Source organism: Pseudomonas onubensis (assembly GCF_965653655.1).
Lineage (GTDB): Bacteria > Pseudomonadota > Gammaproteobacteria > Pseudomonadales > Pseudomonadaceae > Aquipseudomonas.
Map to the genome: position 1 here is coordinate 1 of NZ_CBFHAZ010000094.1, position 25,603 is coordinate 25,603.

Genomic DNA, 25,603 nt, shown 5'->3' on the forward strand with positions numbered 1-25,603 from the left:
GCGGTGGGTCAGTCAATTCATCTGTAACTGACACACCGCATTCGCGAGCAAGCCCGCTCCCACATTTAGACCACGGTGCATCAGGTAGACAGGCTTTTGCTTCGCACTTGACCTGGCTTTTGATTCAACCACTCAGGTCGGCTTTCAGGCCGCCGTGCTCTGCTTTTGATCTGAGACGCCCCGTTAACCACGATGGCCGAACGCAGGCTTGAATCCGTGGGTAACCCGGCAGGACGCCGGGTTAGCCGCGCTGGGCCAAGGATGGCCCAGCGCGGCGGCCCACGGATTCAAGCCTTCGTTCTGGCACACCGAGCCTAAGCGAGGTGCCGAGTGTTGGGGCGAGGACCTTTTGGTTACTTTTGCGTCCTTGCAAAAGTGACCCGCCGTAAGGGCGGAACCCTAAGTACCCGTTACCCAAATAACGGATATGTACTCAGCAATTCAAGCCCCCCCCGCAGCCACCCCAGCAGCCACCGCCTTACGCACACTCGCATGCGCCTGAAACGTCTGGTTGGTAGTGCGATAAGCCAACCCCATCACCGCCGCACTGCTGGCATTCCCCAGAAACCCCGCCAACGCCGGCGGCAATTTACCGCGCAATAGTTCGCCGGTCGCCATGTTGATCGCACTGGCCAGGCTCGTCCAAGCCACCCGCGCCGGTGACTGGTCGAGCACCCGTCCGTAATCCTCCAGTGGCAAGCTCGGCTTCCACTGCTGGGTGGTCCCCGCACGCTGGGTATCGAAGTGCTTTTGCAGATGGTTATCGAGCACCGCAATCACCGTATTGAACGCCGCACGCGTACCTGCCAACGATTGAATCGACTCCGCCAGCGCATCCCCGCGCAGGGGTTGATGATGATCATCCAGCAACGCCGGGCTGGTGAGTGTCTGCCCGGGCGGCAGCACTTTCGGGCTGATGGAATCCTGCACAAAGCCCATGCTCAGCGTCATGGTCCCGTAGGCCCAGCCCAACACCGACATATCGTCCTGGTGGACGCCATGGGTCTTGGTCGGGCCATGCTTGCCGGTCATGCTCAGGCTGGCTTGCATCGACTCGCGGGTAATCGCATAGATCACATTACGCAGTTGCGTCGCCAGCACCCGCGCACTCAGCGCGCCGTCACCCCGTGAAGCACCCAATGCGCCCATGCCCAGGTAGACCGCTTCGGCAATGATCTGGTTACGCGTGACGTTGCGCGAATCCCGTTGCATTTGCTGGCGCAGCGCGTCTTGTTTGGCCGGCAGCAGGGCGTTCCATTTCGGTTCGCTGAGGGCAAAGTGGCCGCGCACCGCCACACTGGACTCGTTGCCCAGCCGATCCAGGCGCGGTTGACGCACGTAGATTTGGGTGGCGACCGAGGCCAGGGAAATCGCCGCCTGCAAGGCCAGCGCACCCCCCGGGCTTTTTTTCGCCAGCCCGTCGGCCAGCGCGCTATAGGTGTGCATGAACGCCACTTCGCGCAGGTAGGTGGGCACGCCGCAGGTCGCCATTTGCTGCAAGGTCTGCCCGGCGGCGGCCAGGGTGGTGCGCCCGGACGGCAGGTTGGCGGCGCTGTCGCTCCAGGCTTGCACTGCGCCCTGCTTGAGGTTGTGGCCTGCGGCGGCGCCATAGCCGCTGACGCTGGTCCAGGCACTGCCGGCGGCTTTCCAGCCAGGCGCCAGGTAGCTGCGATGGAAGGCTTGCCCCAACCCGCTGACCTGCGCCGCCGCGCGTGCGGTATAGCCGGGTGGTGGCGCTGCCGGTTCGCCGCGCTCCAGCTCGTCAGGCGTGCGTGCGCGGCGCAGGGGTTGCAACGCGATGGCCGGGTTTGGCGGCGCCATGCCGCCTGCCGGGGCAGGTCTTCTCATGTCCATGCAGGGTTCCTTGGTGCGGTGGCAGCGGGTGAAGGTGGGGCGGCGAAACTGTCGGCCAGCACGCCGAAATCCAGCAGCCAATCGGCGAAGTCTTCGCCGTTCAGCGCGGTGCTGTTCCAGCGCGCTTGCAGTGTGCTGCCGTGTGGCGCAAGGGCTACGGCGCTGTGGGTCAACAGGATCAATTGCAGGTTGGCCCGCAGGCAGCGTTCGCGTTGGCTTGGGGTGCGCAAGGCGGTCTCGATCGGCGTGCTGACCAGCAAGTGGCAGCGATCGCCGTCGGCGATCACTTCGAAGCTGCGTCCGTTGGCTTTGATCACGCCCACGGTGTGGATCTGGTCCGGCGCCGGTGCGCTGACGCCCAGGCGCTGCAGGGCGCTTAGCAGCAATGGCCGGTGCCAGTCCAGGTGCAAGGCGGCGTGGGCCGATTCAAGGCTGGGTGCGGCCTGGGCCGGTACGGGGCCGGCGGGTGTACCGGCGCTTCCCGGCCCGGCGTTGAGTGCTGTGGCGGCGGCTACCAGGCTTTCGCCCAGCGCCAGCAGGTGGCCCAACTCGTCACTCAGCTGTGCGCCGTCTGCATCGGGGTGCGAGGCCAGGCGTTGCACCAGCAAGCCTTCGCCGGTTTCGCTCATGGCCAGGCTGCAGCTGCTCATCGCCGACACCCCGCAGTTGGCCCGCAACAACAGTTCGCTCCAGGTTTCGACAGGCAATCCGTTGGGCCGTCGCAGCAGTCCCAAGGCGACCCATTGCGGCACCGGCTGGGTTTGCCAGGGAGAAAGTTGCAAGGTCATGCCGGGCAAATTCAGCACGGCATCCCGGGCAAAATCCTGGGCCAGGGCAGGGGGCACGCCGAGGCGTTCGCCAGCCTCGAGCAACCAGGCGCCGACGGTTTTTTCGAGGGGCAATGAAGGTGCGGATTTCATCGGTCAGACTTCCGAAAGTTTTGACCCGTATTGAAACCTTTTAATATTGCAGTTTCGTGAATTAACCGCTCTGGATCAGGGTTCTTCGAGCTGAATGATGTCTGCCGTGACCTCGTCCAATTGCTTGATCACCTGATAGATATGCGCCACTTCCAGGAGCGTGGGCCGCGGGATATGGCGGCCGGTTCTGACCTTGTACAACGCCCGTGCCAGCCACACGCATTGCACTACCGGGATCCTGGCTTTTTGCGCGCGCTTGATCAGCGCCAAAGCGTCTTCGTCCTCGCCCTTGCAATGGATCACCGGCAGCGGCGTCTGCCCGGGCCGGTAGTACAGCGCCACCGCATAGTGCGTGGGGTTGACCAGCAGCACATCGGCCTCTTCGACGGGTTTGCGCGGCGGTGGCGGTGCGCCGTTGAGCAGTTCCTGAGCCAGGTGTTTGCGATGGCCTTTGACGTGCGGGTCGCCCTCGGACTGCTTGTATTCGGTCTTGATGTCCTCGTGGCTCATGCGCAGTTTTTTCGCGTGGAAGTACTTCTGCATGGCGAAGTCGACCATCGCCATGACCAGCAACAAACCCAGGGTGGTGTGCAGCACACTGCGAAACACCGCGAGCAACGCATGCCAGTAGGTGGTCAGGTCGGTGTCGGCCAGCAATACCAGCTTGCCCAGCAGCGGCTTGATGGAGACGTAAAGGGTGATGGCGATCACCAGAGCCTTGAGGATACTCATCAGCAGGTTCATCAGGCTCTGCCCGGAAAACATCTGCTTGAGGTGCGAGATGGGGTTTATTTTGCCCAGGTCGATTTTCAATGCCTTGGGCGCAAACAGGAACCCGATTTGCAGCCAGCTGCCCACCAGGCGCATCAGGATCGCCACGCCAATGGTCATCAAGGTGAAGGAGACAAGTGTCCACACGGCTTCGCCGCCCAACTCCACCAAGGTGTGCATGAACGGTTCGCGCAACCGTTGCAGGGGCAGCGCGATCAGCGTTTGCAAGCGGTTCACGCTGTCATCGGCGGCTCCCAGGCACACCTCGCTGACGCCCAGCAGCACCAACAGCTTGGTCAGGTCCTGGCTCTGCCCGACCTGGCCTTTTTCCCGCGCATCGCGTTCGGCCTTGGGCGTGGCCTTTTCGGTTTTTTCACTCATGGCACGTGTACGATCTGGCCGAGGATGAACTTCAGGTCCAGCCAGTGCTTGAGTTCGCCGTTACCAAAATCCAGCAGGGTCGGCAGGTACACCAGCAAAAACAGCAGACCGGCCATGCTCTTGGCCGGCATCGCCAACACCGACACGTTGAGTTGCTGGGCATACAGGCCGACGATGGCGAAGGCCGCTTCGATCAGCAGCAGCAGGCCAATGAACGGCGCGGCGTACAGCAGGGCGTGTTGCAGGGTGCGGTTCAGTTCCCCGAGAAATACGTCGAGGCCCTGGATATCCATGCCCGGCAGCCAGGCGGTGGGCGGCCAGATCACGTAGCTGTCCCAGATCACTTGGGTGATCAGCGACAGGCCACCCGACAGGATCACCAGCATGATCAGCATTTCCTGGAACAATTCACCCAGGGGCGTGGCGTCCGGCCCCAGGGACGGGTTGAGCTGGCCGCCACTCAGGGCGCCGCGCTGGCTGTCCAGCAGGGCGCCGGCGGTGGCAAACATCCAGAACGGCGCGTACAGCAACAGGCCCAGGAAGATGCCCAGTACCGACTCTTTGACCAGCAGGCCGGCGATTAAAAACCAGTCGTCGTTCTGTGCCGCCAGCACCCGGCCGATGCTCGGCGCCGGGATCAGCGAGACCGCAACGGTCACGCCGTAGCGCAGCGGCCCCTTCAAGTATTTGAAGCAGAACGCCGGCACCAGGATCATGCACGGCAGAATCCGCGCCATGGCCAGCCCCGTGCCGAGCATCAGCTCGAACAGATGCTCGCCGTCAAACGGAATCAATGCGCGCCACCGGTGCGTGCGATCAGATCAAACGCCAGGTTGATGAACGAGATCAGCTCCACGCCGATCCAGCGCCCGGTGGCGGCCAGGGTCAGGCCCACGGCGGCCAGCTTGACACCGAAGGGCAGGGTCTGGTCTTGAATCTGCGTCAGGGCCTGCAACAGCGAGGTCAGCACGCCCACCAATACCGCCACCAGCAACGGCGGGGCGGTAAGGATCACCACCAGATACATGCCTTGCTTGAACAGCTCCAACGCTTCCACGGCCACACTCACAAATAGGAATAGAACAGGCTGTCGAGCAAGCGTGACCAGCCTTGCACGAGCACGAACAGCAGCAGCTTGAGGGGCAGCGAAATGGTCATCGGCGACACCATTTGCATGCCCAGCGCCAGCAGCAGGTTGGAAACGATCAGGTCAATCACGATGAACGGGATGTAGATCAGAAAGCCGATCTGAAACCCGGCCTGCAGCTCCGAGAGCACGAACGCCGGAATCGCCAGCAGCAGGTCGTTGCTGGTGGCTTTATCGGCCATCTCGGCCGGCCACATGCGGTGGGTGTTTTCCAGCAGATGGGCCTGCACATCCGGGTCGGTATTGCGGGTCATGAAGTGCAGCAACGGCTGGATGACCGTGTTGGCGCTGGCCTCGAGCTTTTCGGTGGTGCCGATCTGCAACGGGTTGTCGTTGATCCGTTGCTGAATCTCATGGGCCACCGGGGCCATGACGAACAGCGTCGCGGCCAGGGCAATGCCATACATTGCGATGTTCGGTGGCACCTGTTGCACGCCGATGGCGTTGCGGGTGATCAGCAGCACCATGGAGATCTTCAGGAACGCCGTGCAGACGATCAGAAACAGTGGGATCAACGACAGCGCGCCCAGAAACAGCGCGAGCATGATCGGGTTCATGCCGTCCAGAATCATCGATCAAACACCACACGGGTAATCTGCAGGCCCAGGCGCCCATCGACGTCTACCAGCTCACCGTGGGCAACTACACGTTCGCCATGACACAAGGTGGCTTCACCTGGCGCGATGCCGGTAATGCCCACCACCGAACCCGGCGCCAGGCGTTGCAGCGCGTCCAGGCTAAGGCTGACAGCGCCTGCGCGTACCGTCAGTTCAAGGCTCAAACCGTTCAGCGCCGAGGCGGGCGCGGCGTCGTGAGCTGGCGTGTCGGCCGGGGCGTGGTCGTCCCAGGGTTGCCCAGGTTCTTCGTCGAACGGGACACTGGCTTCTTCCTCGCCCACGTCGCTGTCAGCCCCAAAGTGTGGCTCATTCATGGTGCAGGTCTTCCTCGTGAATCAGCCGCAGCTGCAAATGGTCGTTCAAGGTTTCGCTGTGCACACGCCACTGGCGCTCACCCAACTGCAATCGGCCCTGGCCCTGGGGGTCGAAGCGCGGGGTGGCGGGCAGCAACACATCGCCGGGGCGTAATGAGCGCAGTTCATTCACGCTCAGCTGCAAGCGGCCGAGTTCCAGCGGGTAGTGCATGGGCCAGTCGTGCGGCCATTGCTGTTCGAGGTAGTGCCAAGGGGCGGCACCGAACAGCTGTAGCAGGGTATCGGCGCTGCACTTCACTACCCCGTGGACCCGCTCGCCGCCGCGCTCGACACTGATGCGGCACTCCAGGCATTCGGCCAGCAGCGGGGCCGCCTGCGGCGAGGGTTCGAGAGGCGCAAGCAGGTCGTAAATAGCGTCTGCAAACTGTTGATTGATCAACTGCCAGTACCAGGCTTGCAGTTCCCCAGCGGCAATAACCGGGGTTTCCCCCAGCAGGCTCAACAGTGCGTCGGCGTTGCTCAGTTGCAGCGGGCCGTGTTTGCTCGACAGGTTCAGGCGCAGGTCATCAGGGTAGCTGCCAGGCGGCAGCAAAGGGCCCAGGGTCAGGTAGCCGGACGTCTCGCCGCTGCCATACGCCAGCCAGCGTCCGCGCCCCAGCGCCTGGCATGCGTTCGCCACCGTTGATGACATGCGCCGCAGTACCAGGGCTTTCATGCATCACCCGCCGGCTGTAAAGACAGCTCCACTGCATGGCCCAGGGCCTGGGAAAATGCTTCCTCGCAGGCGGGCTGATGGCGGCCCAGGCGCTCCAGCACATCGCGACGCGAGAAGCTCAGGCGGATCGCCCAATGGCCGGGATTTTTTTGCGCCTGGATCTGCACCTTGCCCAGGTTGGGCATCAGCAGGGTGGCGCTGAACGGGCGATTGCCCACGTCTGGCAGCCGCAGTGCCAGTTCATCGACCAGCTGTGTCGGGACGCCCTCGATGGGCGTGAACATTGAAAAATGGCTGCTCCCACCGTCCTGCGAGCCGGACTGATCGTCCTGCTCGCCCGGCAGCGGCGCGATCAATTGCTCAAAAAGCACACCGTCGGCGTCCAGCTGCGGGCTGCTGTCACTGGGCACTCGGCTGTCGGCCTGACGGTTGCGCAGCACGTCATTGCGCTTGGGCGCCGGGTTGCCGGTCGGGTAAGGCGTGGCGGGCACGGCGGCGGTTTTTACCGGCGCCGGCGGCGGTGCCAGGTGCTTGATCGGCTCAGTTCTCATCAAGGCTCTCACTCATGCAGGCGAGTTTTTCCACCGCACGCTGGCGCGCCTTGACGGCTTGCTGCGCCTGCTGCAGTTGGTGTTCCTGCGCCTCGATACGCTCGCGCAACTGGCTGACGCTCTGACGGATGTGCGCGAGGCGGTCGAGCATGCGTCGCTCCTTTTCGTGCCAACGGTCGATGTCACTCAGCTCCATGGTTCGTTCCAGGTGCGTGTCCGACAGCTGTTGGCGGCGCAGCTTCTGGTTGTCGCGTTCCTGATTGAGCGAAGCCGTGCTGATCAACAATTGCTCATGGAGCTGGTGCAGTTCCTGCTCGATTTGCCGGCGAGCACGTTCTGCGCTCGCCTGACGGTGTTGGCGCAACGGCGTCAGTACGCCGATGGCGTGCTCCAATGCAGCGCGGTCCAGGTCTACTTCCAGGTCTTCGTCCATGTTCAATCCGGTAATTGCGAGGTGATGTAATCGAGGCGCGCCAGGGTGTCGTCGAGGCTCACGGGCTCACGCAGGTCCTGGCGCAGGAACTGGTTGATGGTTTCGTGCAGCTGCACCGCGCAGTCGGTGACCGGATCCGTCCCGGCCTGGTATTCCCCCAGGCGCAGGAGCATTTCCACTTGTCGGTAGGCGGCCATCAATTGGCGCAGGCGGTTGTTGTTGCGCACGTGTTCGCGGCTGGTGATATTGCCCAGGATCCGGCTGATGCTGGCCGGCACGTCGATGGCGGGGTAGTGCCCGCGCTCGGCCAATTTGCGTGACAACACAATGTGCCCGTCCAGCAGCGAGCGCACTTCGTCGGCCACCGGGTCGTTCATCGAGTCGGCCTCGATCAGCACCGTATAAATCGCGGTAATCGAGCCGTTTTCACTCATGCCGGCGCGCTCCACCAGCTGCGGCAGCAAGGTGTACACCGACGGCGGCAGGCCGCCGCGCCCCAGGGGCTCACCGGCGGCGATCCCGATTTCCCGTTGGGCGCGGGCAAAACGCGTCAGCGAATCGATCAGCAACAGCACTTTCAGGCCGCGCTGGCGGTAGGCTTCGGCAATGGCCGTGGCGGTGAAGGCCGCGCGGGCACGCTCCATGCTCGAACGGTCGGATGTGGCGCAGATCAATACCGAGCGCTGGCGCAGTTCGTCATCCAGTTCATGGTCGAGGAATTCACGCAGTTCGCGCCCGCGCTCACCAATCAGGCCGAACACAATCACGTCGCAGTCGATGTTGCGGGCCATCTCCGCCAGCAGCGTGGTTTTGCCGCAACCGGCGCCGGCGAAGAGGCCGACGCGCTGCCCTTCACCGATCAGAATGGCACTGTCAATCGCGCGAATGCCGGTAGGCAGCGCATTGCTGATGCGTGGTTTCTGCATCGGCGGCAACGCGGCGGCAATCACCGGGGTGGTGGTGCGCGGGTCGTGCAAGCCGGCGAAGGCGCCGTCGCCATCGCCCAACAGCGGTCGGCCGAAACCATCGAGCACGCGCCCCAACAGTTGGTCATCCACGCCAATGCGGTGGGCCATGCCCAGCGGTTCTATGCGCGCGCCGACCTGGATGCCTTCTGGCGTGCCAAGGGCGCTGAGCAAGGTACATTGGGGCGTGAAACCGACGATTTCCGCGAGCATGGTGCTGCCGTCGCCCTTGCTGACCTGGCACAGGTCGCCGATTTTGGCGGCCGGTACCTGGCACTCCAGCAAGATCCCGCTGACCGCCGACACGCGCCCGCTGATGCGCACGGCCGAGCAATGGGCCAGGCGTGTGCGCTGTTCCTCGGTCCAGCGGGCGAGGGCGGGGCTCACCAGTGCATCTCGATGTGTTGGTCACCGTCGAACTCGATGTGCTGCTCATCCAGGCGCGTGAGGCGCAGCCCCTTTAACTGGTCGCCGATGTACATCCGATGGCCGTCGGCGGTGACCAGGTGCGCGTTGTTGCCCGAGATGATTTGCACAATGGCAAACGGCAGGCCGCTGCCCACGGCGGTGACTTTGTCGAGCACCGGCACGGCCGATGCAAAGCGTTCGTTGAAGCCCTTGAGCATGCGCGTGTAGATCGGCAGCGCGTCGTCTTTAAGGTGCCCCTGGAGGACCAGACCGTCGTCGCTGTCTTCCACACTGACCTCGGTCAGCAGGCGATCACTGAGCAAGGTGCTGAGGCGGCGGCGTACTTCATCACGGCTGGTCAGGTTGATCTTGTCCGATGCCGGCGCCTGCACGGGTTTGGCGGGCGCCGTGGCGGGCGGGCTCTGTTGCGCGACGGCGGCTGGTGCCGGTGCGGCGACAGTGCGGTTCAAACCCCAGGAGGCGCCTGCCGCACCGACGACCAGACCGGCCAGTACCCCGCACGCCAGCTTTAGCCGTGACACGCGCGGCGGCGGCAGCGGGCGCGGTGCGGCGATCGGTTCGTGCACCGGCGGCCGTGTCGGCGCCACCAGCATCGGCACTTGCGGCCACGCCTCTTCGGCGGGCGCCAGGCACAACCACACATTGCCGAGCACAAAGGTCTGGTTGGGGGTCAGCACGGTGGTGGTGAGGGCATGCCCTTCGGCGTCGTTGATCAGGCTTTGTTCGGCGTCCAGCGCCCAGCCCGCTTCGGTGCGGCTCAGGCGACAATGCAGCGCAGCGATGCCCGGGTCGTACAGCGCCAGGTCATGGTCGGCATGCGCACCGATCAGCCATTGCTCGCCGATCAGCGGCAGTGTGGCGCCCTGGTGCAGGCCGTTGAGTACGCGCAGTTCAAACATCACAAGGGCTCCAGGTGTCAGGCGGCATAGTCGTCTTCTTCCTGTGGGGAATACTCGTCTTCCAGGTCGAAGCGACCCAGCACTTTGACTTCGGCGGCATTGCTGATTTCGGCGAAGGACAGCACCGGCACATGGTGGAATTCATCTTGCAACAGCGTGCGCAGCGGGCTGCGCAGATCCTGGGCCACCAACATCACTGCGCGCTCGGTGGAGCGAAGCGGGAATGCCATGCGCAGTTGCTGTACCAGCAACAGGCTGGATTCGCTGTTGAGGGCAAAAAAGGTTTCGGTCTGGGTCTGGCGCAAGCTGTCGCGCAAGATGCCTTCGCTTTCCGGGGTCAGCAGCCACACCTGCAGGCCCACCGCGCTGCAATACTGGTTGTAGATCAGGGATTTGAGGGCGATGCGCACATAGTCGTTGAGGGCGGTGACGTCGCGTTCGTGCTGGCCGTGTTCGATCAGCGTTTCGGCAATCACCCGTACCCCGCGCAGCGGTACGCATTCCGATGCCAGGCGTTGCAGCACCTGGGAAAAACGCGCCAGCGGCACCACGCGCTGCAGCTCCTGGGCCACTTCCGGTTGTTCCGACTCCAGCCAGCCGAGAATCGCCTTGGTTTCCTGCAAACCGATAAATTGTGGCCCGCACACCTGCAAGGCGCGCTCCATGCGTTCGATAATCAGCGTGCTGGCGGTCACCACCGGCAGGCTCTGCAACTGCGGTGCATCGACGGGCATCCACAGCCATTGGCTTTCCTGGCGGTCCACGGTGCCGGTGATGGCCTGTTCCAGCTGATCGACGACTTGTGCCTGGCCGTCAATGGCGACATGGGTCTGGCTCAGAGTGGCCTTGAACATCGGTACTTCGTAGACCACGAAGCGGAATTCGTCCTGCTCGAGGTGGGACAGGTATTCGATGATGAACGAGGGCAACGTCAGGCCGTAATTGACCACCAGGCGGTTGCGACGCTGACGGATCTCGCTGACCAGTGATTCCACCAGCGCACGGTTCTGCGAGGGGTGAAATTGCAGCACAAACTGCCGGCTGGGCAGGAACATCCGCAAGTCTTCCTTGCCATTGTTTTCGGGGGCGACGTGTACCGGTTGTTCGGTCACCACCTTGGGTTTGGCCCGCTGCAATTGCAGGAAGCCGCCGAGGCTGCAAATGATGGCGATGGTGATAAATACGGCGGTGGGCATTCCCGGCATGGCGGCAAAGCCGAGCATGGCCACCGAGGCGATGATCCACGCTTTGGGCTGGCTGGTGATCTGTTCGGCAATTTCGCGGCCGATGTTGGCGTCGGCCGCCGCGTTGTCGTTGGAGACGCGCGTGATGATCATGCCCGAGGTCACGGAGATCAGCAGGGCCGGAATCTGCGCGATCAGGCCGTCGCCGATGGTCAGCACGGTGTAGAGCTGCACCGCATCGCCGGCGCTCATGCCATGTTGGATAACGCCGATGGAGATGCCGCCAATCATGTTGATGGCCACGATGATCAGGCTGGCGATGGCGTCGCCATTGACGAACTTCATCGCGCCGTCCATGGCCCCGAACAGCTGGCTTTCCTTGCCCAATTCAGAGCGTCGGCGCTTGGCTTCCTGCACGTTGATCAGGTTGGCGCGCAGGTCGCTGTCGATGGACATTTGCTTGCCGGGCATCGCATCGAGCGTGAAGCGTGCGCCCACTTCGGCAACCCGTTCCGAGCCCTTGGTGATCACCAGAAAGTTGACCACCGTGAGGATCATGAAGATCACCATGCCCACCGCCAGGTTGCCGCCTACCACAAACTGGCCGAAGGCCTGGACGATGTGGCCGGCATCCTGGTTCAGCAGGATCAGGCGCGTGGTCGAAATCGACAGCGCCAGGCGAAACATGGTGGTGATCAGCAGCACCGACGGAAACGTCGAGAAAGCCAGGGGCCGGGGCAGGTGCATGGCCAGCATGATCAGCAGGCAAGAGATGCAGATGTTGACCGCAATCAGGATATCAACCAGCCAGGTGGGCAGCGGCGTGATCATCATGAACACGATGGCCAGCACCACAAATGCCCCCACGATCTCGGAGCGGCGCATGGCCGCCAGGGCGATCTGGTTCAGCAGGTTGACGATCTTGTGCATCAGGCAGGTCGCCCCTTGGCCAGTTTTTGCTCTTGCTGGGTCAACTCGGCCATCAGCATCAGCAAGTTGCCCAGGGCGTTCTGACGGGCCTTGAGGTCTTTCCACAACAGGATCGGCAACTGTTGCAGCATCGGGCGCAGGCCATTGAGAAACGACAGCTGATGCTTGAGTTGTGAGCCACCAATAAATTGCGTCAGTTGCAGGGTTTCATGCAGGTTCATGCCCTTGCCCGACAACACCAGCAGGTGCTTGAGAAAGGTCGGCGCGTTGAGCTGCAACGCCGGGTTTTTACCGCGCATGCGCCCCAGCAAGTGTTCGCAGTTGTGCAACAAGGTGGATACATGTCGGGCGGTATTAAGGCCGTGCATCAGCGTGCGCAGTTGCTGACGGGTGCTGGACGGGGTGAAGGCGGCCATGTCGTCGGCGATCGCGCTGCGCAGGTCGCGCAGGGTCGGCTCGAAGTGGTGCTCGCCTTCTTCCTGGCCGAGGAGGGTGTCGATCAGGCTGGAAATCGTGGGTTGGCCCACTACGCCGTTGTAGTAAAGGTCGCGCAGGGTTTGCCGGCGGCGTGGGTTAAGGCTGGAGCGGGCAAAGGCGCGAGCCGTGTTGATGCCCGCACGTGCGCGGTTGCCGTGTTGGTGACGCAGCACCCGCAGTTGCTGTGACAGCAGCACGTGCTCCTCGCTGGCACCTTCGTTAAAGGCTTGGCGCGCGGCGGCTTGCAGCATCACATGGGCTTTTGCCGCATCGCCGCCGGCCGAGCGCAGCACCTCATCGAGGATGCTGTTGTCGATCACCTGGCGCTTGAGTTCCTTGCGCAAATTGCGCACCACGGAATCGAGGTTCAAGTCCTGGGTGCCCATCAGCAACTGGTACAGCTCACCCAGTTTCATCGCTTTGGATTGCAGCGCCGTGCTGCTGATCACCAGGTCGCGCTGGCTCAGTGACTGGCTTTGCTGGATCAGTGCCGAGGTGAATCGGGCCACTTGCTGCGGCGTGCTGCCCTGGTCTTTGGCGATCGTCGGCGCCATCGCCGCAGACGTGGCTTCGGGCCTTGGCGTAACCGGGAAAACAGGCTGGATCGCGACGATGGGGTTGAACGCGGAAATTTTCATGGCGCGGCACTGACGCAGGGGATCATGCGTAGTGAGTGGGGGTTTTGGCTAACGGGTTCCACTTAATAAGGCAATAGAAAAAGTGTGCATAAATATGTATTGGTCAAGATACGTTTGTGCAGAATCTTGCATTTTTTCAAAAGCCTTAGAAAAAATATGCTTATAAAACAGTCGGATAGGGCTTGTGTATTTATGGCATGTATATCGCTCTATAAGCCGGACATATCTTGAAATGGTATTTGTCCATGTGTGTGATCGATTCGCTGACGTTTTCCACTCATATCTCCGCGCTTCGCCAACTCGATGAGACGCTGTTGCAGAAGGTTCGGTTGTTCATCAGAAAGAAGGTGATGAACCCCGATGATGTCGAGGACCTGCTGCAAGGCACCTTTCTTGAAGCCTTGCGAAACGAGCATAAATTTCGCAATGAATCGCTGCTGCTGACCTGGCTGTGCGGTATCGCGATGAACCTGATTCGCAGCCATTTTCGCCAGCTCTACAACCAGCCATTCCAGGCCTGCCTGGAGGAGCGTGAAGTGCTGGATATTACCGATCAGAGCGATGTTTTCAGCGAGGTCAACGGCAGCCGTCAACTGGTGCGGGTGGTGGGCGCCATCGCCACCTTGCCGCTGAACATGCAGGAGATCATCCACGTCTCAATGGAGATGGAAGGCAACTACCTGGACACCGCCTCGCAACTCGGGGTGCCGGTGGGGACGGTGCGCTCACGGTTGTCGCGGGCGCGCGAGCAACTCAAGCGGAGAGTCTCCAGCGGATTTTGATCTGCGCGGCACAGATGGCCAATTAATTACACAGGAGGAGGGAACCTCTTGTGGCTCTGGTCCCACGCATTACAAATGTCCAACAGAAAGTGGCGGCCCCTATGCGCATTTCCAATTCCCCGTTTTCCAGTAGCAGTTCTGTCGCGGATTCCCAGGCGTCGCCCGCAACGTCGGACGCGCAGGGCGGTGGGCCTGCGAAAAACGGCGGCGTGCAGTTCGGCTCCCAGGCTCAGCCGCTGGAGTTCCTGAAGCAAACGCAAGATACGCTGGATGCAGGTAACGCCCAGATCGCGGATTTCGAGAAGCAGCTGGGCACTGAGTTGAACTCGTTCAAAAACCAGATTGATCAGTTCATGAAGAACCTGTTCAACCCGCCGGCTGACCCGCAGTCGGCACCCGGCCCGGCGTCGGTGCCAGGAGTAGGGGCAGGGTCAGGTGCAGCTTCAGGCGCTGCGCCTGCAACAGCATCTGCGCCAACAACGGCGGCAGCGCCTGTGCAAGGCGCGGCCCCGGCAGCACCGGCAGCACCGGCAGCACCGCCAGCGGCGCCAGCCACCAGCTCGGTGGCGCCCGCCAGTGACAGCGGCAAGTTCCTGGACGACTCCAAATACAACACCCCGGATGCCTTGAAGCGCTGGGCGCCGATGGTCGCGAACCTGCCGCCCGACCAGCAGTTGCAAGCCGAAAAAGAACTCAACCGACCGATCGCCGCCGCGCAGATGGCCCAGGAAGGCGGGGCCAATGGTGCGCAGGCCATGGCGTTCATCAAGGCCAACCCGGCGTTGGAAAACGCTATCGATACCGCGATCAACCCCAAGGCCGACGGGATCATCAACAACAAAGACCTCAGCAAGTTCGTCAGCCAGATGCAAAGCTCCGCCGACGGCGCCAGCAAGGACCTGGCGGCGTACCAGAAGGCCAACCCGAACGCCGACGAGCAATCGCTGCAAATGGTGATCTCCGCGTCGGTGATGCGCGCCAACGAACCCTTGACTGCCGCTGCGGACCCGGCGCACGCCGCAGGTGCCAACGGCCAGACCAAGGTCGATGGCCTCACCGATCAGGCCGGCCTGGCCGCGTTGCAAAACAGCAACCCGGGGCTGGCAGGTGTGACACGCCAAGCCGCCAAGACCTGGTCGCAACCGGGCTTTTTCAACCTGCTCGATCAAGGCGGGCTGTCGGGTCACGCCCTGGCGGCCCATAGTCCGGATGGCTTGTTTAACGCGGCGAATATCAGCGGCTGGATTAAAAACCAGGCGCCAAAAAATGGTGGCGAATTCGCCAGCATGGTCAGCGATGCCGCGACCATCAATGCGGTGGCCAACGTCGATATCAGCAAGCTGGGTGCCGACGTTTTCAAGAACCCGCAGAATTACTCCGGCGCGCAAAAAGCGGCGGTGATGGTCAAGTTGCAACAGACCAAACTGAGCGTCGATGCAGGCAGCGACCTGCGCAAAACCGGCGATACCGAAAAAGCTCTGTCCGACGATATCAGCCAATTGCAAAACGACCCGGACGTGCAGGCCTATCTGCAAAAAGCCGTGCCGGAACAGGAAAAAGCCCTGGTAGCCAGCGACCCTTCGCTGACCAAGGCGGTTTACGACCAGATGAAAAACGTCAACAACGGCTCGGCCCTGAGCGCGGATATGGACACGGCCGAGAAGAACATGAAAAAGGGCGCGGCGGCGCCCGACTACAGCAGCGCGGCCAACGGCCTGTCGGCCCAGTTGCAGTTGCAGCAGGATTTGCTTGGCCCCAACGCCAAGGTGCCGACGGCGCAGCAGGTGCTGGGCAACCAGCCCGCGCTGCAATGGAAAATGCAGGACGCCTACCAGGCCAACTTCACCCAGGGCGGCGAGTTGCAGCAGGGCCTGAGTGGCAAGAAACCCGACGCCACCCAGGCGCTGCAAACCGTGAACGATCACCGCGCGGCCTATGAAAGCGTATTGCCGCCCGCGTTTGTCGGCGCCCAGCAGGCGGGCTTCCAGAGTTCTACCCTCGATGCCTTGCAGCAGTCCAAGGCCGGACGCAGCTTCCTCAACAGTGCGGCCAATGGCGATGCGACGGCCACCGCGACCCTGGCGATGACGGCCACGCAAAAGGCGCAGAACGTCAAAGACGATGTGGATGACGTCAAGAAAGGCATCAGCGGCGTCAAGGACGGTGTGGACGCGGTGCGCTCGATGGCGGGCCACGAAGCCACCGTGGGCCTGGGCCGCATGGCGGCCGGTGCGGCGATTCGCGTGGGGGTGGCAGTGGGTGCAGAAGCTGCCGGGGCCATGGCTGCCAGCGTTATCGGCGCCGCTGCCGGCCCTATCGGCTGGGCAGTGGATGCCCTCGCCAGTATTGGCCTGGGCATCGCCGCGATCATCGCGGCGGTGAAGAAACACGCAGAAGCCAAGGCGTTCGACCATAACGTCGACCCGACGCTCAACCAGTTCGGCATCCCTAAACCGCATTGATCAACACGCCTCGTTCCTGAGATTAGCCCCCAAGGAGTACTGCTTTGAATATTTCCCCTGCGTCGCTGCGTACCGCGATTCAAGACATTGAGAAAGACCTTGAGAAAGTCCTGGGCCAGGGTGCCCAGCCTGCCTCCGAGCAGCATGGGCAAGCTGGGCAAGGCGCGCCTGCCGGAGCCAAGGAGCTGACGGCTGCACGCCCGGATAAACCTATCGACTTCGGCACGCCTTCGGACCCTTCCTCGACCACCACACAGCCCAAGTCGGCTGATCAAAAAAGTGACGCGGACCAGAGTGGTTCGCTCAATCAGATGATCGAAGACATCCTCAAGGTGGTGATGCAGTTCCTGCAGTCACTGATGCAAAAAAATGGCGACTCGGGGTCCGATAGCGGCGATTCGGGCTCGGGCTCGGCCAAGCCCGCCCCGCATATTCCGCGCAGCGGTGTGGCTGACCAGGGCGGTGGTGGTGGCGGTGCTGCTCCAGCGCAAGCGAGCCCCGCAGGCGGGAGCTCGCCAGCAAGCGCGGCGTCGGGCAATTCCGGCGTGACGGGCAGCAGTGACTTGCACCTGCCGCCGGCACTGGAACCGTATCGCGCCGACATCCAGGAAGCCGCACAGAAAACCGGAATGCCCGCCAGCGTTATCGCCGGGCAGATCTGGGCCGAATCCCGTGGCGATTCGAATGCGTCCAGCACCAACGTCAACGGCAAGACCGACGGCGGCTTGATGCAGGTCAACGCTGACACTGCTGCGCAAATGAAGAGCGAGAACCCGGATAAATTCAACGGCAACGCGATCCACGACAACATCATGGCCGGCGCGCTCTACCTGCGTGACCAGAGCAAGGCGTTTGGCGGTGATATCGGCGCGGCGCTGCGTGCGTACAACTCGGGGCCGGACAAGGTCAACCGCAATAACCTGGCGGACGTCGGCGGCGTGGGCGACCCGGACTACGTGAAAAACGTGCAGCACTTCGCCCAGATCATCGGCAGCGGCCAGGGGCAATTACCGGCTTAAAAACATTATTCACCCGTGTAGGCAGTACGTTGTTACCCGCTTTGCCAGGAGGCTATAACCATGAGTAATCCCCCAAGAATCAGTTCTCATCCACCGGTATTGCCCGAGTTGGCATTTGAAGTCGAGCGACGCAACCAGGGCATTCAGATGCAGCCGCTGGGCCATAGCGCGATAGCCGGCGCCGCGCCGGTCAGTAGCGTCAATGATCCTCAGGTGCTGTTGGACCTGGAGCAAAAGATGGCGGATATTTTTGCCCCGCACGAAACGCCCGACAACAAGCAGGCCCTAGGCGCATTGGTCAAGGACCGCGCCGGGCAGTTGCAGGCGATGGGGCAGACGGCGGCCGACGTGGAGCGTTTGCTCGACAAGGCCACGCGTATGGATCGGGTAACATTGCCGGCACTTGGGGCGATGGGGTCGGCACCTTTTGCGGTGGCCTCGGTGCTGCTCGACAAGGTGCCGGACATCACTCAAAAGGCCGCTGGAAACCCGTCCTATACCGGGTTTATTGGGGGGGCGTTTTCGGGCGCGATCGACACGGCAGCCAGTGGCGTGCTGGCGCGTACTACCCATGACTCAATGTGGCTCAAGGCGCCGGCCGAGGTGCTTGAGCCAGTGATGCAGCAGGCTCAGGAGGCCAGGGGCACGGAGAACCTGGGCCGCCGTGCGCTGGATTCGGCGCTGGCGAATCAAACGTTCAGTTTGCGTAACGTCGCCAGGGGCCTGGTGGCGACGGCACTGATGGGCACCGGCCACCCCAAGGCGGCTGCGGCGGCGGATACCGTGTTCGGTTCGGCTGGCGGCATGGCCGCTGGCGCCGGGTACGCGGTGGCCACGCGCCGCAGTGACCTGCACGCTCACCGCGCCGGCCCCGAATACCTGTTCGGGCGCCAGGATTGGAAAAAGCAGTATGAAACCCTCAGAGATTGCAGCCCCACACGCGACCCGTTGATCAACAGCGGCAAGCGTTTGGCCAAACTGCCACTGGACATCTTGACGGACACGGCGAAGTCCCTGGGTGGCGTCATTTCTGCCAGCAGTGCAACGGCAAACGGCTTGGCGCTGGGCGGTGGCGGAGCCTTGGCAACCGTAGCCCGCAGCATGGTCAAGGGCGCGGCGGCCAAGGCCGGGTATTCGCCTGCGGCCATCGCCGCCGCAGACGGCGCTACCAACGTTGCCATGTCAGCCATGACGTTTGGCGCTTACGGCGCGGTGGGGGTGTTGACCGACCCGGCCAGCAAGGCTGCGACCAAGACGTTGCAAGAAGACGTGCCGGCCAAGACGATGAGCGCAGCAAGCGCTGTGGCTGAAGGCCTGTCGTCAGCCGCCGAGGCGGGTGCTAACGCAGTCGCCGGTTTGGCGAACCGGTTGCGCCAGCGCCCGGCGCGGGGCGTTGATCCGCAAGGTGGCTCCGAGGTCTGATCGGCGAATACAAAAAAGCCCCGAGGGTTCGTTCCCGGGGCTTTTTTTGCTTGTGTATCAGCCGCGAGAGCGGTCGGCCGCGTATTGGTTGCGCAGGGGAAGTCCATGTTCCGTCCGTATGCTGTTTTCGGAAAACGCTTCGTTCTTGTACTTGCCCAGGCCGACGGCGCGTGCTTCCTCATTCGCAGCCGGGGTGCCGGCGGTATAGCGGTCGCCCACACCGCCGGTGTAAGTACCTTTCATGATCCGATAGCCGTGCACCATTTCGTGGGCCAGGGAGACGAATGAGAGTTTTTTGTTGGAGTCCAGGAACGGCATGCCTGCCTCGTCGACGGCCACATATTGCTTATGGTTGAAGTCCACGTTGGCGCTCGTGCCAGTGCCTTTTTGCATTCCGCTTTTAAACGCCAGCTTTGCGGCTATGGCGTTGTTCTCCAGGCTGAACTCCGAGTCTGGCACACCGTTGGCAGCGGCCTGTTGCGCGGTGAGCTTGGCGTGTGCGGCGGTATCGCTATAGGCATCAACCACGCTGATCGTCATGGCTCTGCCGTTGGTGCTGAGCTTGCCAATTTCAGCAATCAGGCTTCTACCGTTGGGCCTGCTCGCAAGCTTGGTAAGGGCCGACTCGGCTTTGTTGTAGTCATGCTGGTCATAAGCCTTGATGAGGATGTGTGGGGCGATGACGCTGTTTTGAATTCTCATTGCAGAGGTCCTGTGGCGTGTTTACTTGAGTGTGATGCTTTGCTGGGTCAACAGGCTTTTGTTCAGGTCGCTGGCCGCGCAGGTCTGTTTGTCCCGTGGTTTTGCAACGTTGTGCCGGGTGATGACGTCGACGTGATGGCAGAACCGGTCGAAGTACTCCACGAAACTTTCCGGGGTGAGCGCCGAGAGCGACTCTTTGCCCCACACCACAATCAGCTCTTCGGCAGCTAGCGCACTCACCACAATGCTGTGTGCGGCGTCCACGTTGAGGTTGATCTGCAGCAGTTCAAGGAGGAAGTCAGCGCTGTAGCCACGGTGAAGCGGGGTTGATGTGCTGAGTGTGACGTTGGCGTCGGCGAGGTGGATCTGGATCGTTGCGCCGTTGGCCAAAACGAGGTCAACGCACGCGCCATGCTCAAGCGCCGGTGCAGGGCGGCGCATCACCAGGAACAGGTGATTGACCAGTTTTTGAAACGAGTCTTGGTGGTTCATTGCTTACCTTCAGTTTTCAGCCATTCAAATCTAAATGAGTGGGGAAAACCGGGGTCAGGTTCCTGGCTGCGGGCGAAATAGGCGCGGCGCCACTGCGCAGTGATGCCTGTCTGGCGCAAGTCTCAGGGAACCCAACTGCGTGGTTACCCACTCACGAAAATGCTTGAAAAAACTGTGCCGCGAAGCGCTCCCGATGTTTCCACCTAGTGAGGCAATTCAATGACCCCTGTTGGTCCTGTAAACCACGTCTTTAGGCAGCCTGCGATTGCATCGCAAAGCGTCAGCAAACCCAAGTCATCACCCGTTGCTTCCAAGGTTGTTGTGCCGCAGTTTCCCGTCGATAGGTACGGGCATATCAATATGCCCGCCCAGGAAATATTGGCGAGCCTGTGCGCGAAGAATGAGGTGACTTACCTGGCTGACACCCACGGCAAACTGGGGATTCCCGGCTTCGTCAGCGGCGCGGCCAGTAAACTCAAAGAGGCTGGAGTCGAAATGGCTGGGGTCGAGTTCGTCAAGTATTCAGAGAACGCAGCCTTTCAAGCGGCCTTGTCCCATGGCGAAGGCGCCGTGCAGGATTTTTTGAATAAGAACTGGGGCAAGCATGGTTACGAATGGACCGGCCGCGTGGCCAAGGCGATCTGTGACTTAAAGAAAGCCGGCATAAAAGTAGTCGGCATCGACCGCGCCGTTGCGGGGCCGGCACCCACCAATCTGCCCGAGTCATTGGCCTACATGAGAAAAAGGCTGGCGTTGAATGGCGCGTGGGACATGGCGCTTGTCCGAGAGCTGTCAAGCGCATCCATGAGCAAGGCGATTGTGTGGGGCGGTGCGACTCACTTTCGAACAGGCGATGCGAATGGGCCCAATGACATGCGTCCTGGGCCGGTGATGGGATTTGCCTTCGAAGGTGAAAAGGACGCTCTGGCCCTGGGGCAGAGTCGGATGCGCTCGCTTGATAATAAACCGCTGATCGAAACCACTATCGCGAATAGCTAGCCTGCACCCCACAGGATGCAGGCAGGCGTGGGCGGCTCAGATCACGTAGAAACCGTGTGTGCCGTCGCGCGCCAGTTGGTCGACCAGGCCGAATTCCCAGTCCAGGTACGCTTGCATGGCTTCCTTCGGGCTGTCGGTGCCTTCGTACGGGCGGCGGTAGCGATCGATACGCGGTGACGCGAGATGGGTCTCGCCTTCTTCCAGTGGCAGTTTTTCGGCGATCCAGTTAAGCGTGCCACCTTGCAACAGGAAGACCGGCTTGCCGGTGATCGCTTCGACCTCGGCGACCGCCAGGCGCGCCAGTTGGCTGGTGCCGCAGGTCAGCACGTAGCGTTCGGCGGGCGGCACCTTGGCCAGGGCCTGGGGCAATTGCGCCCGCAAAGCCCAGAAGGCACCGGGGATATGGCGTTTGACGTAGTTGACGCTTGGGGTGAAATCCAGCACCGCCGTATCGCCATGGGGCAGCCACTCGGCCAGGGTGTGGGGGCTGATCAGTTCGGCCTGCAAGGGCGCCGGCACCGGCGCGACCCACGCACCGTGTTCGCTGAAGTTCGCGGGTTGCAGTGCGTCCAGCACATGCACCTCCCAGCCCAATTGCGCCAGCCATGACGCGGACATATTGGCCCGCACGCCGTCGTCATCGGCCAGCACCAACCGCGCTCCGCGCACGCTGGCCACGTGGTCGGTTTCCTGCACCAACTGGCCGCCCGGTGTGGAGCGCGCGCCCGGCAAGTGGCCGGCTTCGAATTCCTCCGGCGTGCGCACATCGAACAGGTAGGTGGTGCGGTTCGGCTCCTGCTGCCAGCGTTGCAGGTCGTTAAGTGTGGCGCGGCCGACGCGTGCTTTGTCGGCGACGCGGCGTGCGTCTGCGGCGGCGATTTGACGGTGTTCTTCCGAGGTCGGTGCAAAGCGGCGCGCTTGGCCATGGGCGAGTTTCTGCCCGGCCAGGGTCCAGCCGATGGTGCCGTTGCGCAGTGCCGACACCGGGTTGGCGATGCCTGAGTTGATCAGCGACTGGGTGCCGATAATGCTGCGGGTGCGCCCGGCGCAGTTGACGATGATGCGGGTGGCCGGGTCGGGTGCCAGTTCACGCGCGCGCAGCACCAGTTCGGCACCCGGCACGCTGATGCCGGTGGGGATGCTCATGGTCTGGTATTCATCGAAGCGGCGCGCATCGAGCACCACCACATCGGCCTGGCTGTCGAGCAGCGCCTGTACTTCTTCGGCGGCCAACGAGGGCGTGTGGCGCTCGCTCTCAACCAACTCGCCGAAGGCTTTGCTGGGTACGTTGACGTCGATAAACAGCTCGCCACCGGCGCGGCGCCAACCGTCCAGGCCACCTTCGAGCAAGCTGACCTGGGTGTAGCCCAACGCAACCAGGCGCGCAACGGCACGTTCGGCCAACCCTTCGCCATTGTCGTAGACCGTCACTTGGGTATCGCGACGGGGAATGCGCGCATACACCTCCAGCTCCAGCTTGGACAGTGGGATATTCGCAGCGAACAGCGGGTGCGACTCGGCAAAGGGCGCTTCTTCGCGCACGTCGACCAAGGCGACTTCTTCACGGTCCAACAGGGCCTGGCGAATCTGGGCGAAGCTGCGGTTCGATACGGTGGTCATAGGGCAGGGCTCTTTTCTTTGGACAAATCCCAGATGTTCGGGAGGTAGGCGTTGGAATAACCGGAGATAAACAGTTTCTCGCTGCCGTCGGGCTGGTACACCGCGCGGCGCACGGCACCAATATTGGCGCCGTATACATGAATGCTGATCGACACCTGGTCACTGTGGGCATTGCTGACCTGATGGATATCCCCGACCTTGGGTGACACCGCCTCAACCTGGCCGGGCAGCAGTTGGACCGGTTTGCCTTCGGCCACCAGGCTGCCATCGGGTGCGCGTTCAAAACCCTGGGAAAACTCCGCACCGCGCAACATGCCGATCAGGCCCCACACCCGATGGTCGTGAATCGGCGTGCGCTGGCCCGGCCCCCACACGAAGCTGACGATGCTGAAGCGCTGACGTGAATCGGCATGCAGCAAAAACTGCTGGTAGCGCTCGGGGTCGGGTTGGGCGTACTCGTCGGGCAGCCAGTCGTCATGGCTGACCAGTTGCGCCAACAGCTTGCCGCCACGGTGCAACAGGTCGCCTTCGCGTGGGTTGCCGTCAATCAGCTCGGCCAAGGCGCCTATAAAGGCTCTGAGTCTTTCGGGGTGTCGAGCCTGGGTCATGGCAGTTCCATCAATACTTTTATGGGGATGGCGTGATGGGTTTATATAAGCATAATGTTTATAGTTAATATGCTATTTTTTAATGATTAGCTTATAGCTTTAGGTAATTTAGAACCGGTCTGAATAGCGTTAGACGTTATCGATCACAGCGCAGGCTATCCAGACAGCCGTGTGACAACTATGCTTGCCACACATCTTAATGACTGTTCTCTATGTGCGGCCCAAATGAAAATTGACGATATCGATGCCTTTGTCGAAGTGATTCGTTGCCAGTCCATCAGCCACGCTGCCGAGTCGTTGCAGTTGACTCAGCCGGCCATCACCCGCCGCGTGCAGAACTTCGAGCAGGCGCTGGGCGTGGAGCTGTTCGACCGCAACACCAAACCGCTCAAACCTACGCTGATCGGCACGCGGGTGTATGAGCAATGTCGGCTGATCCTGCGCGAGATGGATGCCCTGCGTGAGCTGGTGGCCACCGATGCGCCGCCTAGCGGTGTGTTGCGCCTGGGTGTGCCGCAGACCATCGGCGATGTGGTGCTGCTGGATGCGCTCAAGCACTTGCGCAGTGAATACCCCGACTTGCGCGCCCAGGTCGCCACGGGTTGGGGCAGCCAACTGGTCGGCAAGATCGAGCGCGGCGAGCTGGATGCGGCGGTGGCGTTGTTCCCGGCGGGCAAGATCTTCCCGGACAACATTGTCGGTGAGTCTATCGGCAAGATGGAGTTGGTGGTGGTGTGTGCCAAGGCACAGTTGCCGAAAAAGCCCTGCAAGTTGGCTGATGTGTATCAGGGCGGCTGGATTCTCAACCCGGATGGCTGTGGTTTTCGTGCCGGGTTGCAGCGCACCTTGTCCGACCAGGGTCTGGCGCTGCGAGTGAACCTGGAAACCTTTGGCACTGAGTTGCAGCTGGGCCTGGTGGCGGACGGCCTGGGCTTGGGGCTGGTGCCGCGGCCGCTGCTGGAGCGCAGCGCGCACCTTGAGCAACTGGCGGTGGTGCCGCTCAAGGACTTCAAGCCGGTGATGGATTTGTGGCTGATCTACCCGCACTTCCTGGGTAACCTGCAAGGGCCGGTGGATGCGTTTGGGACGCTGGTGGCGGCCTCTTTACACAAGATCCGCAACGCTGCTTGAGACTGGGGGCTGCGGACTGATCGTTCCCACGCTCTGCGTGGGAATGCCTCTTGTGACGCTCTGCGTCACGCTTTGGGACGCCGAGCGTCCAGGGCTGAATTCCCACGCGGAGCGTGGGAACCATCTATGTGGTAGCTGGTTTTTTTATAAAAAAAAATAATAATTAGCTTAGATTAAAATGTGCTTTTTATTATTTTTGGCGATCCCCTAGGCTGACTGGAAGTCCTTAAGGCCATCCAGGAAGTTTTGCCATGAGCAGCGTCACCTCGCTTTCCAGTGTTTCCAGCAACGTCCGCCAGCGCGTCACGCCAGAAGAGTGGGAGGTGCGCGTCAAGCTGGCGGCGGCCTATCGGCTGGCGGCGTTGTACAAGTGGACCGACCATATCTACACGCACTTTTCTGCCCGTGTGCCGGGGCCGGATGAGCATTTCCTGATCAACGCCTACGGGCTGTTGTTCGATGAAATCAACGCCTCCAACCTGGTCAAGGTCGACCTCGACGGCACGATTGTCGACGACCCGACCGGCCTGGGCATCAACTACGCAGGCTATGTGATCCACAGCGCCATCCACGGCGCGCGTCATGACTTGCAAGCGGTGCTGCACACCCACACCCGCGACGGCATTGCGGTGTCGGCGCAGAAAGATGGCTTGCTGCCGATCTCCCAGCATTCCATTGCGTTCTCCGGGCGCGTGGCTTACCACGGTTATGAAGGCGTGGCGCTGGACCTGGATGAGCGCGAGCGGCTGGTGGCCGACCTGGGCGACAAGAGTGTGATGATCTTGCGCAACCATGGGCTGTTGACCGCAGGCGTCAGCGTGGAGCATGCCTTCCAGCAGCTGCAAGGGCTGGAGCGCGCGTGCAATATCCAGATCGCGGCGCAGGCCGGTGGCAATGCAGAGCTTATCTTCCCGCCGGCAGAGGTGGTGGCCAAGGTGGAGGAGCAGGCCAAGGTGTTCAGCAATGGCGCAGGGCCGGGTGTGGTGCGGCATTGGAATGCGTTGATTCGGCAGTTGGAGCGCACGGATACCGATTATAAAAACTGAAGTTGAAACCACTGAAGATCAACACTGTGGGAGCGGGCTTGCTCGCGAATGCGGCGTGTCAGTCAACGCAAATATTGACTGATCCACCGCATTCG

Annotated in this window: 25 protein-coding genes; 7 read left to right on the forward strand and 18 right to left on the reverse strand. The window is 61.9% G+C overall.

Annotation, left to right across the window (positions count from 1 at the left end; all coding sequences use genetic code 11):
• Positions 1 to 441 precede the first annotated feature (441 nt).
• From ACTD9P_RS23485 to sctW, 14 genes are all read right to left on the reverse strand, one after another.
• A complete protein-coding gene (locus tag ACTD9P_RS23485; RefSeq protein WP_438869565.1) occupies positions 442 to 1,848 on the reverse strand; it encodes a hypothetical protein in 1,407 nt (468 codons plus the stop codon).
• Complete coding sequence (locus tag ACTD9P_RS23490) at positions 1,845 to 2,774, reverse strand: hypothetical protein (RefSeq protein WP_438869566.1); 930 nt, start codon at positions 2,772 to 2,774, stop codon at positions 1,845 to 1,847. Before ACTD9P_RS23490 ends, ACTD9P_RS23485 begins: the two co-directional genes overlap by 4 nt.
• A 75-nt stretch (positions 2,775 to 2,849) precedes the next feature.
• Positions 2,850 to 3,926 (reverse strand): type III secretion system export apparatus subunit SctU, encoded by a 1,077-nt coding sequence (gene sctU, locus ACTD9P_RS23495; protein WP_438869567.1) that lies wholly within the window; start codon positions 3,924 to 3,926, stop codon positions 2,850 to 2,852.
• Positions 3,923 to 4,717 carry a type III secretion system export apparatus subunit SctT gene (gene sctT / locus ACTD9P_RS23500; RefSeq protein WP_438869585.1) on the reverse strand — a complete coding sequence of 265 codons (795 nt, stop codon included), beginning with the start codon at positions 4,715 to 4,717 and terminating at the stop codon, positions 3,923 to 3,925. Before sctT ends, sctU begins: the two co-directional genes overlap by 4 nt.
• Entirely contained in the window at positions 4,717 to 4,983 is a 267-nt protein-coding gene (sctS, locus tag ACTD9P_RS23505; RefSeq protein ID WP_200434318.1) for a type III secretion system export apparatus subunit SctS, read from the reverse strand. Before sctS ends, sctT begins: the two co-directional genes overlap by 1 nt.
• A gap of 8 nt (positions 4,984 to 4,991) precedes the next feature.
• Entirely contained in the window at positions 4,992 to 5,645 is a 654-nt protein-coding gene (gene sctR, locus ACTD9P_RS23510; RefSeq protein ID WP_200434317.1) for a type III secretion system export apparatus subunit SctR, read from the reverse strand.
• Positions 5,642 to 6,004, reverse strand: coding sequence for a FliM/FliN family flagellar motor switch protein (locus tag ACTD9P_RS23515; RefSeq protein ID WP_438869568.1), 363 nt, complete (start codon positions 6,002 to 6,004; stop codon positions 5,642 to 5,644). The genes sctR and ACTD9P_RS23515 overlap by 4 nt, the downstream gene beginning before the upstream one ends.
• A complete protein-coding gene (locus tag ACTD9P_RS23520; protein WP_438869569.1) occupies positions 5,997 to 6,719 on the reverse strand; it encodes a type III secretion system protein in 723 nt (240 codons plus the stop codon). The genes ACTD9P_RS23515 and ACTD9P_RS23520 overlap by 8 nt, the downstream gene beginning before the upstream one ends.
• Positions 6,716 to 7,270, reverse strand: coding sequence for a type III secretion system HrpP C-terminal domain-containing protein (locus ACTD9P_RS23525; protein WP_438869570.1), 555 nt, complete (start codon positions 7,268 to 7,270; stop codon positions 6,716 to 6,718). The genes ACTD9P_RS23520 and ACTD9P_RS23525 overlap by 4 nt, the downstream gene beginning before the upstream one ends.
• Entirely contained in the window at positions 7,260 to 7,703 is a 444-nt protein-coding gene (locus ACTD9P_RS23530) for a type III secretion protein (RefSeq protein ID WP_438869571.1), read from the reverse strand. The genes ACTD9P_RS23525 and ACTD9P_RS23530 overlap by 11 nt, the downstream gene beginning before the upstream one ends.
• Before the next feature lie 2 nt (positions 7,704 to 7,705).
• Positions 7,706 to 9,058 (reverse strand): FliI/YscN family ATPase, encoded by a 1,353-nt coding sequence (locus tag ACTD9P_RS23535; protein ID WP_438869586.1) that lies wholly within the window; start codon positions 9,056 to 9,058, stop codon positions 7,706 to 7,708.
• A complete protein-coding gene (locus tag ACTD9P_RS23540; protein ID WP_438869572.1) occupies positions 9,052 to 9,996 on the reverse strand; it encodes an FHA domain-containing protein in 945 nt (314 codons plus the stop codon). Before ACTD9P_RS23540 ends, ACTD9P_RS23535 begins: the two co-directional genes overlap by 7 nt.
• Positions 9,997 to 10,013: 17 nt before the next feature.
• Complete coding sequence (sctV, locus tag ACTD9P_RS23545; protein WP_200434310.1) at positions 10,014 to 12,110, reverse strand: type III secretion system export apparatus subunit SctV; 2,097 nt, start codon at positions 12,108 to 12,110, stop codon at positions 10,014 to 10,016.
• A complete protein-coding gene (sctW, locus tag ACTD9P_RS23550) occupies positions 12,110 to 13,225 on the reverse strand; it encodes a type III secretion system gatekeeper subunit SctW (protein ID WP_438869573.1) in 1,116 nt (371 codons plus the stop codon). The genes sctV and sctW overlap by 1 nt, the downstream gene beginning before the upstream one ends.
• 245 nt (positions 13,226 to 13,470) lie before the next feature.
• Here sctW and ACTD9P_RS23555 point away from each other — a divergent pair, with 245 nt between their 5' ends.
• The 4 genes from ACTD9P_RS23555 (at position 13,471) to ACTD9P_RS23570 (ending at position 18,910) form a co-directional block, all read left to right on the forward strand.
• Complete coding sequence (locus ACTD9P_RS23555) at positions 13,471 to 14,007, forward strand: RNA polymerase sigma factor (RefSeq protein ID WP_438869574.1); 537 nt, start codon at positions 13,471 to 13,473, stop codon at positions 14,005 to 14,007.
• Positions 14,008 to 14,108: 101 nt separating this feature from the next.
• The gene (locus tag ACTD9P_RS23560) at positions 14,109 to 16,469 is read left to right on the forward strand and encodes a type III effector HrpK domain-containing protein (RefSeq protein ID WP_438869575.1); all 2,361 of its coding nucleotides are present in this window, start codon (positions 14,109 to 14,111) and stop codon (positions 16,467 to 16,469) included.
• A 44-nt stretch (positions 16,470 to 16,513) separates the two neighbouring features.
• Positions 16,514 to 17,488 carry a lytic transglycosylase domain-containing protein gene (locus ACTD9P_RS23565; RefSeq protein WP_438869576.1) on the forward strand — a complete coding sequence of 325 codons (975 nt, stop codon included), beginning with the start codon at positions 16,514 to 16,516 and terminating at the stop codon, positions 17,486 to 17,488.
• A gap of 60 nt (positions 17,489 to 17,548) precedes the next feature.
• On the forward strand, positions 17,549 to 18,910 hold the full coding sequence (locus ACTD9P_RS23570) for a hypothetical protein (RefSeq protein ID WP_438869577.1): 1,362 nt from the start codon (positions 17,549 to 17,551) through the stop codon (positions 18,908 to 18,910).
• A gap of 57 nt (positions 18,911 to 18,967) precedes the next feature.
• Here the strand turns inward: ACTD9P_RS23570 and xopG are convergent, their stop codons facing one another.
• Complete coding sequence (xopG, locus tag ACTD9P_RS23575) at positions 18,968 to 19,612, reverse strand: XopG/HopH/AvrPtoH family type III secretion system effector (RefSeq protein WP_438869578.1); 645 nt, start codon at positions 19,610 to 19,612, stop codon at positions 18,968 to 18,970.
• 21 nt (positions 19,613 to 19,633) lie between these two features.
• Complete coding sequence (locus tag ACTD9P_RS23580; RefSeq protein WP_438869579.1) at positions 19,634 to 20,104, reverse strand: type III secretion system chaperone family protein; 471 nt, start codon at positions 20,102 to 20,104, stop codon at positions 19,634 to 19,636.
• Positions 20,105 to 20,323: 219 nt separating this feature from the next.
• Here ACTD9P_RS23580 and ACTD9P_RS23585 point away from each other — a divergent pair, with 219 nt between their 5' ends.
• Positions 20,324 to 21,103, forward strand: coding sequence for a Type III secretion system effector HopBA1 (locus ACTD9P_RS23585; protein WP_438869581.1), 780 nt, complete (start codon positions 20,324 to 20,326; stop codon positions 21,101 to 21,103).
• Positions 21,104 to 21,139: 36 nt separating this feature from the next.
• Here ACTD9P_RS23585 and ACTD9P_RS23590 read toward each other — a convergent pair whose 3' ends face one another.
• Positions 21,140 to 22,723 (reverse strand): rhodanese-related sulfurtransferase, encoded by a 1,584-nt coding sequence (locus ACTD9P_RS23590; protein WP_438869582.1) that lies wholly within the window; start codon positions 22,721 to 22,723, stop codon positions 21,140 to 21,142.
• Positions 22,720 to 23,331: a cysteine dioxygenase family protein gene (locus tag ACTD9P_RS23595; protein WP_438869583.1), complete on the reverse strand. Its 612-nt coding sequence runs from the start codon at positions 23,329 to 23,331 to the stop codon at positions 22,720 to 22,722. The genes ACTD9P_RS23590 and ACTD9P_RS23595 overlap by 4 nt, the downstream gene beginning before the upstream one ends.
• Positions 23,332 to 23,556: 225 nt before the next feature.
• On the opposite strand from ACTD9P_RS23595, the gene ACTD9P_RS23600 reads away from it, so the two are divergent.
• Together ACTD9P_RS23600 and ACTD9P_RS23605 are read left to right on the forward strand one after the other, a co-directional pair.
• Entirely contained in the window at positions 23,557 to 24,462 is a 906-nt protein-coding gene (locus tag ACTD9P_RS23600; RefSeq protein ID WP_138815642.1) for a LysR family transcriptional regulator, read from the forward strand.
• Between the two features lie 251 nt (positions 24,463 to 24,713).
• Positions 24,714 to 25,508, forward strand: coding sequence for a class II aldolase/adducin family protein (locus tag ACTD9P_RS23605; protein WP_438869584.1), 795 nt, complete (start codon positions 24,714 to 24,716; stop codon positions 25,506 to 25,508).
• Positions 25,509 to 25,603: the final 95 nt, after the last annotated feature.